The sequence below is a fragment of the Streptomyces sp. NPDC059866 genome (genome assembly GCF_042731325.1).
GTDB classification, from domain to species: Bacteria; Actinomycetota; Actinomycetes; order Streptomycetales; family Streptomycetaceae; genus Streptomyces; species Streptomyces flavusporus.
Window position 1 is genome coordinate 299,874 of the sequence record NZ_JBHWJT010000001.1, and the last position, 13,518, is coordinate 313,391.

Annotated in this window: 9 protein-coding genes; 3 read left to right on the forward strand and 6 right to left on the reverse strand. The window is 70.1% G+C overall.

Annotated features, from left to right (window positions below; all coding sequences use genetic code 11):
• Nucleotides 1-18: 18 nt before the first annotated feature.
• Both ACFV7R_RS01405 and ACFV7R_RS01410 read right to left on the reverse strand, forming a co-directional pair.
• The gene (locus ACFV7R_RS01405; RefSeq protein WP_224740052.1) at nucleotides 19-633 is read right to left on the reverse strand and encodes a TetR/AcrR family transcriptional regulator; all 615 of its coding nucleotides are present in this window, start codon (nucleotides 631-633) and stop codon (nucleotides 19-21) included.
• A gap of 27 nt (nucleotides 634-660) precedes the next feature.
• On the reverse strand, nucleotides 661-1,446 hold the full coding sequence (locus ACFV7R_RS01410; RefSeq protein ID WP_385258529.1) for an SDR family oxidoreductase: 786 nt from the start codon (nucleotides 1,444-1,446) through the stop codon (nucleotides 661-663).
• A gap of 50 nt (nucleotides 1,447-1,496) precedes the next feature.
• Between ACFV7R_RS01410 and ACFV7R_RS01415 the strand changes: the two genes are divergently transcribed.
• Both ACFV7R_RS01415 and ACFV7R_RS01420 read left to right on the forward strand, forming a co-directional pair.
• Nucleotides 1,497-2,636, forward strand: coding sequence for an acyl-CoA dehydrogenase family protein (locus ACFV7R_RS01415; RefSeq protein ID WP_385258531.1), 1,140 nt, complete (start codon nucleotides 1,497-1,499; stop codon nucleotides 2,634-2,636).
• Nucleotides 2,636-3,601, forward strand: coding sequence for an acyl-CoA dehydrogenase family protein (locus tag ACFV7R_RS01420; RefSeq protein ID WP_385258534.1), 966 nt, complete (start codon nucleotides 2,636-2,638; stop codon nucleotides 3,599-3,601). The genes ACFV7R_RS01415 and ACFV7R_RS01420 overlap by 1 nt, the downstream gene beginning before the upstream one ends.
• Here ACFV7R_RS01420 and ACFV7R_RS01425 read toward each other — a convergent pair.
• Nucleotides 3,573-5,204, reverse strand: coding sequence for a cytochrome bc complex cytochrome b subunit (locus tag ACFV7R_RS01425; protein WP_385258537.1), 1,632 nt, complete (start codon nucleotides 5,202-5,204; stop codon nucleotides 3,573-3,575). The genes ACFV7R_RS01420 and ACFV7R_RS01425 overlap by 29 nt on opposite strands.
• A gap of 77 nt (nucleotides 5,205-5,281) precedes the next feature.
• The gene (locus ACFV7R_RS01430; RefSeq protein ID WP_385258539.1) at nucleotides 5,282-6,004 is read right to left on the reverse strand and encodes a vWA domain-containing protein; all 723 of its coding nucleotides are present in this window, start codon (nucleotides 6,002-6,004) and stop codon (nucleotides 5,282-5,284) included.
• Between the two features lie 144 nt (nucleotides 6,005-6,148).
• On the opposite strand from ACFV7R_RS01430, the gene ACFV7R_RS01435 reads away from it, so the two are divergent.
• On the forward strand, nucleotides 6,149-7,054 hold the full coding sequence (locus ACFV7R_RS01435) for a rhomboid family intramembrane serine protease (RefSeq protein ID WP_385258542.1): 906 nt from the start codon (nucleotides 6,149-6,151) through the stop codon (nucleotides 7,052-7,054).
• A 115-nt stretch (nucleotides 7,055-7,169) separates the two neighbouring features.
• Here the strand turns inward: ACFV7R_RS01435 and ACFV7R_RS01440 are convergent, their stop codons facing one another.
• Entirely contained in the window at nucleotides 7,170-8,633 is a 1,464-nt protein-coding gene (locus tag ACFV7R_RS01440) for a glutamate synthase subunit beta (RefSeq protein ID WP_385258544.1), read from the reverse strand.
• Nucleotides 8,626-13,221 (reverse strand): glutamate synthase large subunit, encoded by a 4,596-nt coding sequence (gene gltB, locus ACFV7R_RS01445; protein WP_385258897.1) that lies wholly within the window; start codon nucleotides 13,219-13,221, stop codon nucleotides 8,626-8,628. Before gltB ends, ACFV7R_RS01440 begins: the two co-directional genes overlap by 8 nt.
• Between the last annotated feature and the right edge of the window lie 297 nt (nucleotides 13,222-13,518).

The window sequence follows — 13,518 nt, forward strand, 5'->3', positions numbered from 1 at the left end:
ACTCCTCACGGAAAAGGGCTATTCACGTACGGCGATCCCGTCCAGCACCATCGACAGGTACTGCCGGGCGATCTCCTCCGGACTGTGCTGCCCGCCGGGCCGGTACCAGGACGCGGCGACCCACACCGTGTCCCGCACGAACCGGTAGGTGAGCCGGACGTCGAGGTCGTCCCGGAAGACCCGGTCCGCGACGCCGCGCTCCAGCGTGGTCAGCCACGCCTTCTCGAACTTGCTCTGGGACTCGGCGAGGAAGGCGAACCGCTCCTGCGCCGCCAGCTGCCGGGACTCCTTCTGGTAGATCGCGACGGCGGCGCGGTGCCGGTCGATCTCCTTGAACGACTCGGTGACCAGCGCCTGGAGCGTCTCGCGCGGCCCGAGCCCGGCCTCCAGGACGGCGTCGTAGCCGTCCCAGAGCTCGTCCAGGAAGGTGTGCAGGATCTCCTCCAGCATCGACTCCTTGGAGTCGAAGTGGTAGTAGAGACTGCCCGCGAGCATGCCCGCCTGGTCGGCGATGGTCCGTACGGTTGTTGCGTTGTAGCCCTGCTCGGCGAAGACCTCCGCGGCGGTGCGCAGGAGTTCGCGGCGGCGCGCCGGCGCGGCGCCGGTCACCTGGGGCTTCTTCTTGGTCGGCACGTGACCCATTGTGGTCTGCACCCGCGCTCAGGGATGCCGGCTGCTGACGGACACGACCTCTCCGGTCATGTACGAGGAGTAGCCGGACGCCAGGAACACGATCACGTTGGCCACCTCCCAGGGTTCGGCGTACCGCCCGAAGGCCTCGCGGGCGGTGAGCTCGGCGAGCAGTTCGGGTGTCGTCACCTTCACCAGGTGCGGATGCATGGCGAGGCTCGGCGCGACGGCGTTGACCCGCACTCCGTACGCGGCGGCTTCCAGCGCCGCGCACCGGGTCAGCGCCATCACGCCCGCCTTCGCCGCGGCGTAGTGCGCCTGGCCGGCCTGGGCGCGCCAGCCGACGACGGAGGCGTTGTTGACGATCACTCCGCCGCCGGTCTCGCGCATCGCCCGCAGGGCCGCCCGGGTGCACCGGAAGGTGCCGTTCAGCGTCACGTCCAGCACGCGGGACCACTGCTCGTCGCTCATGTCGACCAGGTCGGCCGTCCCGCCGAGGCCCGCGTTGTTGACGACGATGTCCAGCCGCCCGTGCTCCCGTACGGCCGCCGCGAAGAGCGCCCGCACCTGGGCCTCGTCGGTGACGTCACAGGGGGCCGCCGACACCGCGCCCGCGAACTGGCGCCCCAGCTCTGCCTCGTACTCCTTCAGCCGCCGCACATGCGCGTCACTGATCAGCACGCGCGCGCCCTCCTCCAGGAACCGGCGGGCGGTGGCGCCGCCGATCCCCGCCCCGGCCGCCGCGGTGATGACGGCGGTGCGCCCGGCGAGCAGTCCGTGCCCGCGGACGTACGACGGAGCCTCGACGTCTGTCATGGCGCCACGCTAACCTACCAAACACTTGTTAGGGAAGGGAGCGGGCACCCGTGGACCTGGACGAGTCGGCCGAGGAGCAGGCGTTCCGTGCACAGGCCCGGCAGTGGCTGCGGGCCCATGTGCCCGCCGAGCCGCCGGCCTCGCTGGAGACGGAGGAGGGCTTCGCCGAGCACCGGGCCTGGGAGGCACGGCTGTATGCGGACCGCTGGTCGGTGGTCTCCTGGCCCGAGGAGTACGGCGGCCGGGGCGTGGACCTCGTCAAGTGGCTGATCTTCGAGGAGGAGTACTACGCGGCGGGCGCTCCGGCCCGGGTCTCGCAGAACGGCATCAGTCTGCTGGCCCCCACCCTCTTCGACCACGGCAGCAGGGAGCAGCAGGCCCGGATCCTGCCGCCGACGGCGAGCGGCGAGGTGATCTGGGCGCAGGCGTGGTCGGAGCCGGAGGCGGGCTCGGACCTGGCGTCCCTGACCTCCCGGGCCGTTCGCACCGACGGTGGCTGGCTGCTGTCGGGCCAGAAGACCTGGTCCTCCCGCGCGGCCTTCGCCGACCGCGCCTTCGGCCTGTTCCGCAGCGAGCCGGGCACCCCGAAACCCCACCAGGGCCTGACGTACGTGATGTTCGACCTGCACGCCCCCGGCGTCACGGTCCGGCCCATCGCACGGCTGGACGGCAAGCCCGCCTTCGCCGAACTGTTCCTGGACGACGTCTTCGTCCCGGACGAGGACGTCATCGGCGAGCCCGGCCGGGGCTGGCGGATCGCGATGTCGACGGCCGCCAACGAGCGCGGTCTGACGCTGCGCTCCCCCGGCCGCTTCCTCGCCGCCGCCAGCCGGCTGCACGAACTCTGGCAGGCACAGGGAAGCCCGGAATCCGCACGGCGGAGAGTGGCCGATGCCCTCATCGGCTCCCGCGCCTACCAGCTCTTCACCTACGCGGCCGCCGCCCGCTTCCTCGACGGCGAACCGCTCGGCGCTCAGTCCAGCCTGAACAAGGTCTTCTGGTCCGAGTACGACATCGCGCTGCACGAGACCGCCCTCGACGTCCTCGGGCCGGAGGGCGAGTGCGCGGACACGGAGTGGTCCGAGCCCTACGTCTTCTCCCTCGCCGGCCCCATCTACGCCGGCACGAACGAGATCCAGCGCGACCTCGTCGCCGAACACCTGCTGGGCCTGCCGAAGGGACGCCGCTGATGCGCTTCCTCCTCGACTCCGATCAGCGTGCCTTCGCCGCCTCCCTGGACGCGATGCTGAGGTCCGCCGAGACGCCTGCCGTCATACGGGACTGGAGCCGCGGCGAGCACACGAGCGGCCGCAAGCTGTGGTCCCGTATCGCCGAGGCGGGGGTGTTCGCGCTGGCGGTACCCGAGGCATACGACGGAGTGGGCCCGCGCCCCGTCGAAGTCGCCGTCGCCTTCGTGGAGTTGGGGCGGTATGCGGTGCCGGGGCCGTTGGCGGAGACGGTCGCGGCGGCCGTACTGCTCACCGAGCCGGACGCTCTCGCCGAGCGCTTCCTCCCCCGGCTGGCAGCAGGCGAGTCGATGGTGACGCTGGCGCCCGAAGGGTCGTACGCCCTCGACGGCGACGCGGCGACCATCCGTCTCTCCCTCGCACCCGACGGCCTGCGTCTGGCCCCCGGCCACGCGCCCGCGCGCCCCTCCCTCGACCCCGCCCGCCGCCTCACCCCCCTCCTGACCGGCGGTGAACTCCTCTCCCCCGCCCCGCCGGCCGACCGCGCCCTCACCTGGGCCCGGCTCGCCACCGCCGCCCAGGCCCTCGGTGTGGGGATCGCGCTGCTGGACCGGACGGTCGCCTACGTCAGGCAGCGCACGCAGTTCGGGGCCCCCGTCGGCTCGTTCCAGGCGGTCAAGCACCGGCTGGCCGACGCGAAGATCGCCCTGGAGTTCGCGCGGCCGCTGGTCTTCGGCGCCGCGGTGACGATGAGGCCGGCCGACGTGGCCGCCGCGAAGACGGCGGCCTGCGAGGCGGCGTACACCACGGCCCGGACGGCCCTCCAGCTGCACGGCGCGATCGGCTACACCGCGGAGTACGACCTGTCCCTCTGGCTCACCAAGGCCCGCGCCCTGCGCACCGCGTGGGGAAGCCCCGACGAGTGCCGGACCGTCGTCCTCAATGATCGTGCCCGCCCCCGCGGGTGATCTCCCGGTACTCCTCCCGGGTCGGCTTCGGTATGTGGCTGTCGGGCCCGAACATGGCCCGGGCCAGCCGGGCCCGCACCCGCTGGGAGACCGTGACGGGACGGGGCACGCCGTTTGCGTCGACGCGCGGTCCGATCTCGTACGGCTCCGGCTGCTCGTGCTGGGTGAGGGTGAACCGCTGGTCCTGGGCGAGGGGTTCGTGGACCTCGATGTACTCGCCGTGCGGCAGCCGCTTGATGGTGCCGGTCTCCCGGCCGTGCAGCACCTTCTCCCGGTCGCGGCGTTGCAGGCCCAGACAGATCCGCTTGGTGACGTAGAACGCCAGCACCGGGGCGACGAAGAACGCGATCCGTACGAACCAGGTGATGGCGTTGATCGACAGATGCAGATGCGTCGCGATGATGTCGTTGCCGCCGCCGATCAGGCACACCACGTACAGCGTGAGCCAGGCGACGCCGAGTCCCGTGCGGACGGGGGCGTTGCGCGGCCGGTCCAGGATGTGGTGCTCGCGTTTGTCGCCGGTGATCCACGCCTCGATGAAGGGGTAGATCCCGATGGCGGCCAGGATCAGCGGGAACAGCGCGAACGGGATGAAGACGCCCAGCACCAGCGTGTGGCCGAAGGCGCTGATCTCCCATCCCGGCATCACCCGGATCAGGCCCTCGGAGAAGCCGAGATACCAGTCGGGCTGGGCGCCGGTGGTGACGAGGTCGGGGCGGTAGGGGCCGAAGGCCCACACGGGGTTGATCTGCGCGAGGCCGCCCATGACCGTGAGCACGCCGAAGACCAGGAAGAAGAAGCCGCCTGCCTTGGCCATGTAGACCGGCATGAAGGGCATGCCGACGACGGACTTCTGGTCGCGGCCGGGGCCGGGGTACTGGGTGTGCTTGTGGTAGAAGACCAGGATCAGATGGGCCACGACCAGGCCCAGCATGATCCCGGGCAGCAGCAGGATGTGGATCGGGTACAGCCGCGCGATGATGTCGTGCCCCGGGAACTCCCCGCCGAACAGGAAGAACGACAGATACGTCCCCACGATCGGGATCGACAGGATCGCGCCCTGGGCGAAGCGGATGCCGGTGCCGGAGAGCAGGTCGTCGGGGAGCGAGTAGCCGGTGAGGCCGGTGATGATGCCGAGCATCAGCAGGGTCCAGCCGAACACCCAGTTGATCTCGCGCGGTTTGCGGTAGGCGCCGGTGAAGAACACCCGCATCATGTGCACGAGCATGCCGGTGACGAAGACCAGCGCCGCCCAGTGGTGGATCTGCCGGATCAGCAGCCCGCCGCGCACATCGAAGCTGATGTCGAGGGTGGACTCGAACGCCTTGGTCATCACGACACCGTTGAGCGGTGTGTAGGACCCTTCGTAGACCACCTCGGCGCTGCTCGGCTCGAAGAACAGCGTGAGGTAGACGCCGGTCAGGATCAGTACGAGGAAGCTGTAGAGACAGACCTCGCCCAGCATGAACGACCAGTGGTCCGGAAAGACCTTGCGCATATTGGCCTTGGCCAGCGCGTACAGGCCGAGTCGTCCGTCGGCCCAGTCGGCCACCCGCTCGCCGCGCGCGGCCCGTGCGTTCCCCGATCGTGCGCCGTCACCCATGAGCTGCGTCGCCTCCCCGTCGGATCAACCTCAGGGTGACACGGCGTCCCGTTCCAGCCAACAGTGCGGCAGGCGGCTCAGGTTCGTACGATCCCCTGTGCCCGCGCGGCCGCCAGCCACTGCGGGAAGTCGCCCACCAGCCGGTCGTACAGCTCGGCGTCGGACAGCGCCCGCGGATCCGCACCGGCGTGGAAGAACCCCGCGTTGTCGACGACCCGCTTGTCCGGCACCGGCAGCTCGTCGAGCCTGCGCAGGAACTCGAACTGCCGGCTGTTCGGATCACCGAAGCCGATGAACTGCCAGAACAGCGGCAGCCGAGCCGCCTTGCACAGATAGCGCTCCGCGGCGAGCTTGTTGACCGGCCCGCCGTCGGTCTGGAAGACGACCAGGGCGGGATCCGTGGAGCCGCTGTCGAGATAGTGGTCGATGACGGCGTCCATCGCCAGGTGGTAGCTGGTCTTGCCCATGTGCCCGAGTCCGGCCACGATCCGCTCGATGCGCCCGCGATGGCCGGCGAGCGCGATGTCGGTCTCCGCGTCGACGTCCGTGGAGAAGAACACCACCGGCACCCGGCCGTCGTCGTCGAGGTGCGCGGACAGCCCCAGCACCCGGTCGGCCAGCGCCTGCACGCTGCCGTCCTTGTAATACGGCTTCATCGAGCCGGAGTAGTCGACCACCAGGTAGACGGCGGCCCGCTGCCCGTCCAGCCCGTGCCTGGCGAGCGACACCCCGGCGCTCTTGTAGAGACTGACCAGTGCGGGTGCGGTTTCCTCGACCTTGCTGAGACTGATCGCCGCCATGCGGGCTCCCCCTTCGCTCACCTGGATCGACGCCGAGGCTACGGCACCGCGGCCCCACCTCTCCCCCTGTCCACAGGCGTTCGCTATTTTGATCGCCGCCGCCCCGCCGGCTCGCCGTCCGTTCACCCCCAAGAGGAGCCGGCTGTGGAACCCGAGTCCGCCGTCACCACCTGCTATCGCCATCCCGAGGTCGAGTGCCACGTCCGCTGCACCCGCTGCGACCGGTACATCTGTCCCGACTGCATGCGGGAGGCGGCCGTCGGCTTCCACTGCCCGGAGTGTGTGAAGGAGGGGACGCGCTCGGTACGTCAGGCGCGCACGGCCTTCGGCGGCCGGATCACGGCCGTGCCAGTGGTGACGTACGTCCTGATCGCACTCAACGTCCTCGCCTACCTGGGCGAGTTGGTGCGCCCGGAGATCGTGGACCGGTTCGGGATGCTGGGTGCCGGGCTGGCCGGGCCGGACGGTGGGCACTACGTGTGGCAGGAGGTGTACCCGCCGGGCTTCGCGGCCGAGGGCCTCGTCGACGGGGAGTGGTGGCGCCTGCTGACCGGCGCGTTCCTGCATCTGCCGCCCACCGAGGGCACGTTCGGGATCCTGCACATCGTGATGAACATGGCGGTGCTGTGGAACCTCGGCCGGACGGTGGAGCATCAGCTCGGCCGGGTCCGCTACCTCGCCCTCTACCTGCTGTCGGCGCTCGGCGGCTCGGTCCTCGTCCTGCTGCTCGCCCCCCAGGCCCCCACCGTCGGCGCGTCCGGCGCGATCTTCGGCCTGGGCGCCGCGTACTACGTGATGTCCCGCCGCCTCGGCTACGACATGAACGCCGTCAACCGTTTCATGGCGGGCCTGCTGCTGTGGCTGGTGATCTCCGCGGCCTTCACCTCCTGGGAGGCGCACCTGGGCGGGCTGCTGGCGGGGGCGCTGGTGACGCTCGCCTATGCGTACGCGCCGCGGGAACGGCGGTCGCTGGTGCAGGCGGGGGCGTGTGTGGCGCTGCTGGTGCTGCTGGCGGTCCTGGCGGTCGGGAAGGCCACCGCCCTGACGTGAGAAAAAGGCGACGGCGCCTGCCCAGTCGTCCGGTCGGGGACAAGAGGCAGGCGCCGTCTGTGTTCCGTACGCCTTTGTACGGGACGTCTTTTTGAGGTGTCGTTCTCCGGAACCGTCAGACCATCAGCGCACGGTCCGTCGGACGGATCGGCGCCGGCAGGTCGCTGGCGCCGGTCAGGAAACGGTCGCAGCCACGGGCGGCCGAGCGGCCCTCCGCGATCGCCCACACGATGAGCGACTGGCCGCGGCCGGCGTCACCGGCGACGAACACGCCCGGCACGTTCGTCTGGAAGTCGGCGTCGCGGGCGATGTTGCCGCGCGCGTCGAGCTCCAGGCCGAACTGGTCGACCAGCCCGTTCTCCCGGTCGGTGCCGGTGAAGCCCATGGCGAGTGTGACCAGCTGGGCGGGGATCTTGCGCTCCGTGCCCGGCTTCGAGGTCAGCTTGCCGTCGATGAACTCCACCTCGGTGAGGTGCAGCCACTGGACGTTGCCGTCCTCGTCGCCCTCGAAGTGGGTGGTGGAGACGGAGTAGACCCGCTCACCGCCCTCCTCGTGCGCCGAGGTGACCTTGTAGAGCATCGGGAAGGTCGGCCACGGCTGGGCGACCGGGTTCCGCTCCTCGTTCGGACGCGGCATGATCTCCAGCTGCGTCACGGAGGCCGCGCCCTGACGGTGGGCGGTGCCCACGCAGTCGGCGCCCGTGTCGCCGCCGCCGATGACGACGACGTGCTTGCCCTCGGCCGAGATCGGCGGGGCGACGTAGTCGCCCTCCTGGACCTTGTTGGCCAGGGGCAGGTACTCCATCGCCTGGTAGATGCCCTTGAGCTCGCGGCCGGGGACCGGGAGGTCACGCGCCGTGGTGGCACCGGCGGCGATGACGACCGCGTCGTAGCGCTTCCTCAGGTCCGTGGCCTTCAGGTCGCGGCCGATCTCGATGCCGGTGCGGAAGCGGGTGCCCTCCGCGCGCATCTGCTCGATACGGCGGTTGATGTGCCGCTTCTCCATCTTGAACTCGGGGATGCCGTACCGGAGGAGGCCTCCGATGCGGTCCGCGCGCTCGTAGACGGCGACCGTGTGGCCGGCCCGGGTGAGCTGCTGGGCGGCGGCCAGGCCCGCCGGGCCCGAGCCGATGACCGCGACCGTCTTGCCGGACAGGCGCTCGGGGATCTGCGGCGCGACGTCACCGGTCTCCCACGCCTTGTCGATGATCGAGACCTCGACGTTCTTGATGGTGACGGCCGGCTGGTTGATGCCGAGCACACACGCCGACTCGCAGGGAGCCGGGCACAGGCGGCCCGTGAACTCCGGGAAGTTGTTCGTGGCGTGCAGGCGCTCGGAGGCGGCCGCCCAGTCCTCGCGGTAGGCGTAGTCGTTCCACTCGGGGATCAGGTTCCCCAGCGGACAGCCGTTGTGGCAGAACGGGATGCCGCAGTCCATGCACCGGCTGGCCTGCTTGCTGATGATCGGCAGCAGCGAGCCGGGGACGTAGACCTCGTTCCAGTCCCTGACGCGCTCCTCGACGGGGCGGGACCTGGCGACCTCACGGCCGTGGTTCAGAAAGCCCTTCGGGTCAGCCATTGATCGCCGCCTCCATCATCTTCTCGGTGATCTCGGACTCGGAGAGACCGGCTCGCTCGGCGGCGTCCTTGGCGGCGAGCACTGCCTTGTACGTGCTGGGGATGATCTTGCTGAAGCGCTCCACGGACACGGACCACTCCGCGAGCAGCTTCTCGGCGACCGTGGAACCGGTCTCCTCCGCGTGCCGGCGCACCACGTCGTGCAGCCACTGCTTGTCGGTGTCGTCGAGCGCCTCGACCGACTCCACGTTGCCGACGTTGACGTTGTCGCGGTCGAGGTCGATGACGTACGCGATACCGCCGGACATACCGGCCGCGAAGTTGCGGCCCGTCTCGCCGAGCACCACCGCGTGACCGCCGGTCATGTACTCGCAGCCGTGGTCGCCCACGCCCTCGGAGACGACCAGCGCGCCGGAGTTGCGGACGCAGAAGCGCTCGCCGACCTTGCCGCGCAGGAACATCTCGCCGCCGGTCGCGCCGTACGCGAGGGTGTTGCCCGCGATGACGCTGTACTCGGCGAGATGGTCGGCGCCCCGGTCCGGGCGGACGATGATCCGGCCACCGGACAGGCCCTTGCCGACGTAGTCGTTGGCGTCGCCCTCCAGGCGCAGTGTGACACCGCGCGGGACGAAGGCGCCGAACGACTGGCCCGCGGACCCGGTGAAGGTGATGTCGATGGTGTCGTCGGGCAGACCTGCGCCGCCGAACTTCTTCGTCACCTCGTGGCCGAGCATGGTGCCGACCGTGCGGTTGATGTTGCGGATGGCGACCTGGGCGCGGACCGGCTGGGCGTCGTTCACCGAGTCCACGGCGAGCGCGTCGGCGGCGAGCTTGATCAGCTCGTTGTCGAGCGCCTTCTCCAGGCCGTGGTCCTGCTCGATCAGCTGGTGGCGCACCGCACCCTCGGGCAGCTCGGGCACGTGGAACAGCGGAGCCAGGTCCAGGCCCTGCGCCTTCCAGTGGTCGACGGCCCGCGTGACGTCGAGGGCCTCGGCGTGGCCGACGGCCTCCTCGATGGAGCGGAAGCCCAGCTCGGCGAGGATCTCGCGGACCTCTTCGGCGATGTACTGGAAGAAGTTCACGACGTACTCGGCCTTGCCGGCGAAGCGCTCGCGCAGGGTCGGGTTCTGGGTGGCGATGCCGACCGGGCAGGTGTCCAGGTGGCAGACGCGCATCATGACGCAGCCGGAGACGACGAGCGGCGCGGTCGCGAAACCGAACTCCTCGGCGCCGAGCAGCGCGGCGATGACGACGTCACGGCCGGTCTTCAGCTGGCCGTCGGTCTGGACGACGATGCGGTCGCGCAGACCGTTGAGCAGCAGCGTCTGCTGGGTCTCGGCGAGGCCGAGCTCCCAGGGGCCGCCCGCGTGCTTCAGCGACGTCAGCGGCGAGGCACCCGTACCACCGTCGTGACCGGAGATGAGCACCACGTCCGCGTGCGCCTTGGACACACCGGCGGCGACCGTGCCGACGCCGACCTCCGAGACCAGCTTCACGTGAATCCGCGCCTGCGGGTTCGCGTTCTTCAGGTCGTGGATCAGCTGGGCCAGGTCCTCGATGGAGTAGATGTCGTGGTGCGGCGGCGGGGAGATGAGCCCCACACCCGGCGTCGAGTGCCGGGTCTTCGCCACCCACGGGTACACCTTGTGGCCGGGCAGCTGGCCGCCCTCGCCGGGCTTGGCGCCCTGGGCCATCTTGATCTGGATGTCGTCGGAGTTGACCAGGTACTCGGAGGTCACACCGAAACGGCCCGACGCCACCTGCTTGATCGACGACCGGCGAGCGGGGTCGTACAGCCGCTCCGGGTCCTCGCCGCCCTCACCGGTGTTGGACTTGCCGCCCAGCTGGTTCATGGCGATGGCGAGGGTCTCGTGCGCCTCCTTGGAGATGGAGCCGTACGACATGGCGCCCGTCGAGAACCGCTTGACGATCTCGGAGACCGGCTCGACCTCGTCGATGGAGATCGGCTGCCGGTCCGACTTGAAACCGAACAGACCGCGCAGCGTCATCAGCCGCTCGGACTGCTCGTTCACGCGCTCCGTGTACTTCTTGAAGATGTCGTAGCGGCCCGTACGGGTCGAGTGCTGGAGGCGGAAGACCGTCTCCGGGTCGAACAGGTGCGGCTCGCCCTCGCGGCGCCACTGGTACTCGCCGCCGATCTCCAGCGCGCGGTGCGCCGGGGCGATGCCCGAGGCGGGGTACGCCTTGGCGTGGCGAGCGGCGACCTCCTTGGCGATGACGTCGATGCCGACGCCGCCGATCTTGGTGGCGGTGCCGTTGAAGTACTTCTCCACGAAGGCCTCGTCGAGACCGACGGCCTCGAAGACCTGGGCGCCGCGGTAGGAGGCGACGGTGGAGATGCCCATCTTGGACATGACCTTCAGCACGCCCTTGCCGAGGGCGTAGATCAGGTTGCGGATGGCCTTCTCGGGGTCGGTGCCGGGCAGGAAGGTGCCCGCGCGGACCAGGTCCTCCACGGACTCCATGGCCAGGTACGGGTTGACCGCGGCGGCGCCGTAGCCGATGAGCAGGGCGACGTGGTGGACCTCGCGGACGTCACCGGCCTCGACCAGCAGGCCCACCTGGGTGCGCTGCTTGGTGCGGATGAGGTGGTGGTGGACGGCCGCGGTGAGCAGCAGCGACGGGATCGGCGCGTGCTCGGCGTCCGAGTGCCGGTCGGAGAGGACGATCAGGCGGGCGCCGTTCTCTATCGCGGCGTCGGCCTCGGCGCAGATCTCCTCGATACGCGCGGCGAGGGCGTCGCCGCCGCCGCTGACCCGGTACAGGCCGGACAGGGTCGCGGCCTTCATGCCGGGCATGTCGCCGTCGGCGTTGATGTGGATGAGCTTGGCCAGCTCGTCGTTGTCGATCACCGGGAAGGGCAGCACGACGCTACGGCAGGAGGCGGCCGTCGGCTCCAGCAGGTTGCCCTGCGGGCCCAGCGACGAGCGCAGGGAGGTGACCAGCTCCTCGCGGATCGCGTCCAGCGGCGGGTTGGTGACCTGCGCGAACAGCTGGGTGAAGTAGTCGAACAGCAGCCGCGGGCGGTCGGAGAGCGCCGCGATCGGCGAGTCCGTACCCATCGAACCGATCGGCTCGGCGCCGGCCTTGGCCATCGGGGCGAGGATGACGCGCAGCTCCTCCTCGGTGTAGCCGAAGGTCTGCTGGCGGCGGGTGACCGAGGCGTGGGTGTGCACGATGTGCTCACGCTCGGGCAGGTCGGAGAGCTCGATCCCGCCGGCTTCCAGCCACTCGGCGTACGGGTGCTCCGCCGCGAGCTGGGCCTTGATCTCGTCGTCCTCGATGATGCGGTGCTCGGCGGTGTCGACGAGGAACATGCGGCCCGGCTGCAGGCGGCCCTTGCGGACGACCTTGGCGGGGTCGATGTCGAGGACGCCGACCTCGGAGCCGAGGACGACGAGGCCGTCGTCGGTGACCCAGTAGCGGCCCGGGCGCAGACCGTTGCGGTCGAGAACCGCGCCGACCTGGGTGCCGTCGGTGAAGGTGACGCAGGCCGGGCCGTCCCAGGGCTCCATCATCGTGGAGTGGTACTCGTAGAAGGCGCGCCGGGCCAGGTCCATGGAGTCGTGGTTCTCCCACGCCTCCGGGATCATCATCAGCACCGAGTGCGGAAGCGAACGTCCGCCGAGGTGCAGCAGTTCGAGGACCTCGTCGAAGGACGCCGAGTCGGAGGCGTCGGGCGTGCAGATCGGGAAGACCCGCTCCAGCTTCTCCGGGGAGCCGAACAGCTCGGAGTACAGCTGGGACTCGCGGGCCCGCATCCAGTTGCGGTTGCCCTTGACGGTGTTGATCTCACCGTTGTGCGCGACGAAGCGGTACGGGTGGGCCAGCGGCCACGACGGGAACGTGTTCGTCGAGAACCGGGAGTGCACGAGCGCGATCGCGGAGGCGAACCGGCGGTCGGACAGGTCCGGGAAGAAGGGCTCCAGCTGGCCGGTGGTCAGCATGCCCTTGTAGACGATGGTCCGCGCCGACAGCGACGGGAAGTAGACGCCGGCCTCGCGCTCGGCGCGCTTGCGCAGCACGAAGGCCTTGCGGTCGAGCGCGATGCCCTCCGAGACGCCGTCGCTGACGAAGATCTGCCGGAAGGCGGGCATCGTCGAACGGGCGGTGGCACCGAGCAGTTCGGGGGCGACGGGGACCTCGCGCCAGCCGAGGACGGTCAGGCCCTCGTCGGCGGCGATCGTCTCGATCTGTGAGACGGCGTCGTCGGTCCCGTCCTCCGGCAGGAAGGCGATGCCTACGGCGTAGGCGCCGGCCTCGGGCAGCTGGAAGCCGGCCACCTCGCGGAGGAAGCCGTCGGGCACCTGCGCGAGGATGCCGGCGCCGTCTCCGGAGTCCGGCTCGGAGCCGGTGGCCCCGCGGTGCTCGAGGTTGCGCAGAACCGTGAGCGCCTGCTCGACCAGCGCATGGCTCGCCTCGCCGGTGAGGGTGGCCACAAAGCCGACGCCACAGGCGTCGTGCTCGTTGCGGGGGTCGTACATACCCTGCGCAGCAGGGCGAGCATCCATGAACGACCACTTCTGGCCATTCGTGGACTGCTGGGACGGCTGGCGCGGCGTACGCATCGGCTCTCCCGTCGTCGTCATGTGGCTTGAGGTCCTCCCAGGCCTTCGGCTCTGGGGGAAAGGTGCCGAGGGACGACGCTGGCCCTCTGCGTGAGATCTGCGATGAGATCAAAATTTCGTGCAGGTTACATGATGGAGCGGTTCCCGGGAACCGGATACACCGTTCCAACATGCGGACGCCGCGGTGGCGGCGGGGTACCGCGCACAGGCGGCGGAGGTATGGGGACCGAAGCGGACAGATCGGTGTCCGACGGCCCGGAAGATCAGGGAAGCAGCGTCGCCACCCCGAGGGTGCGC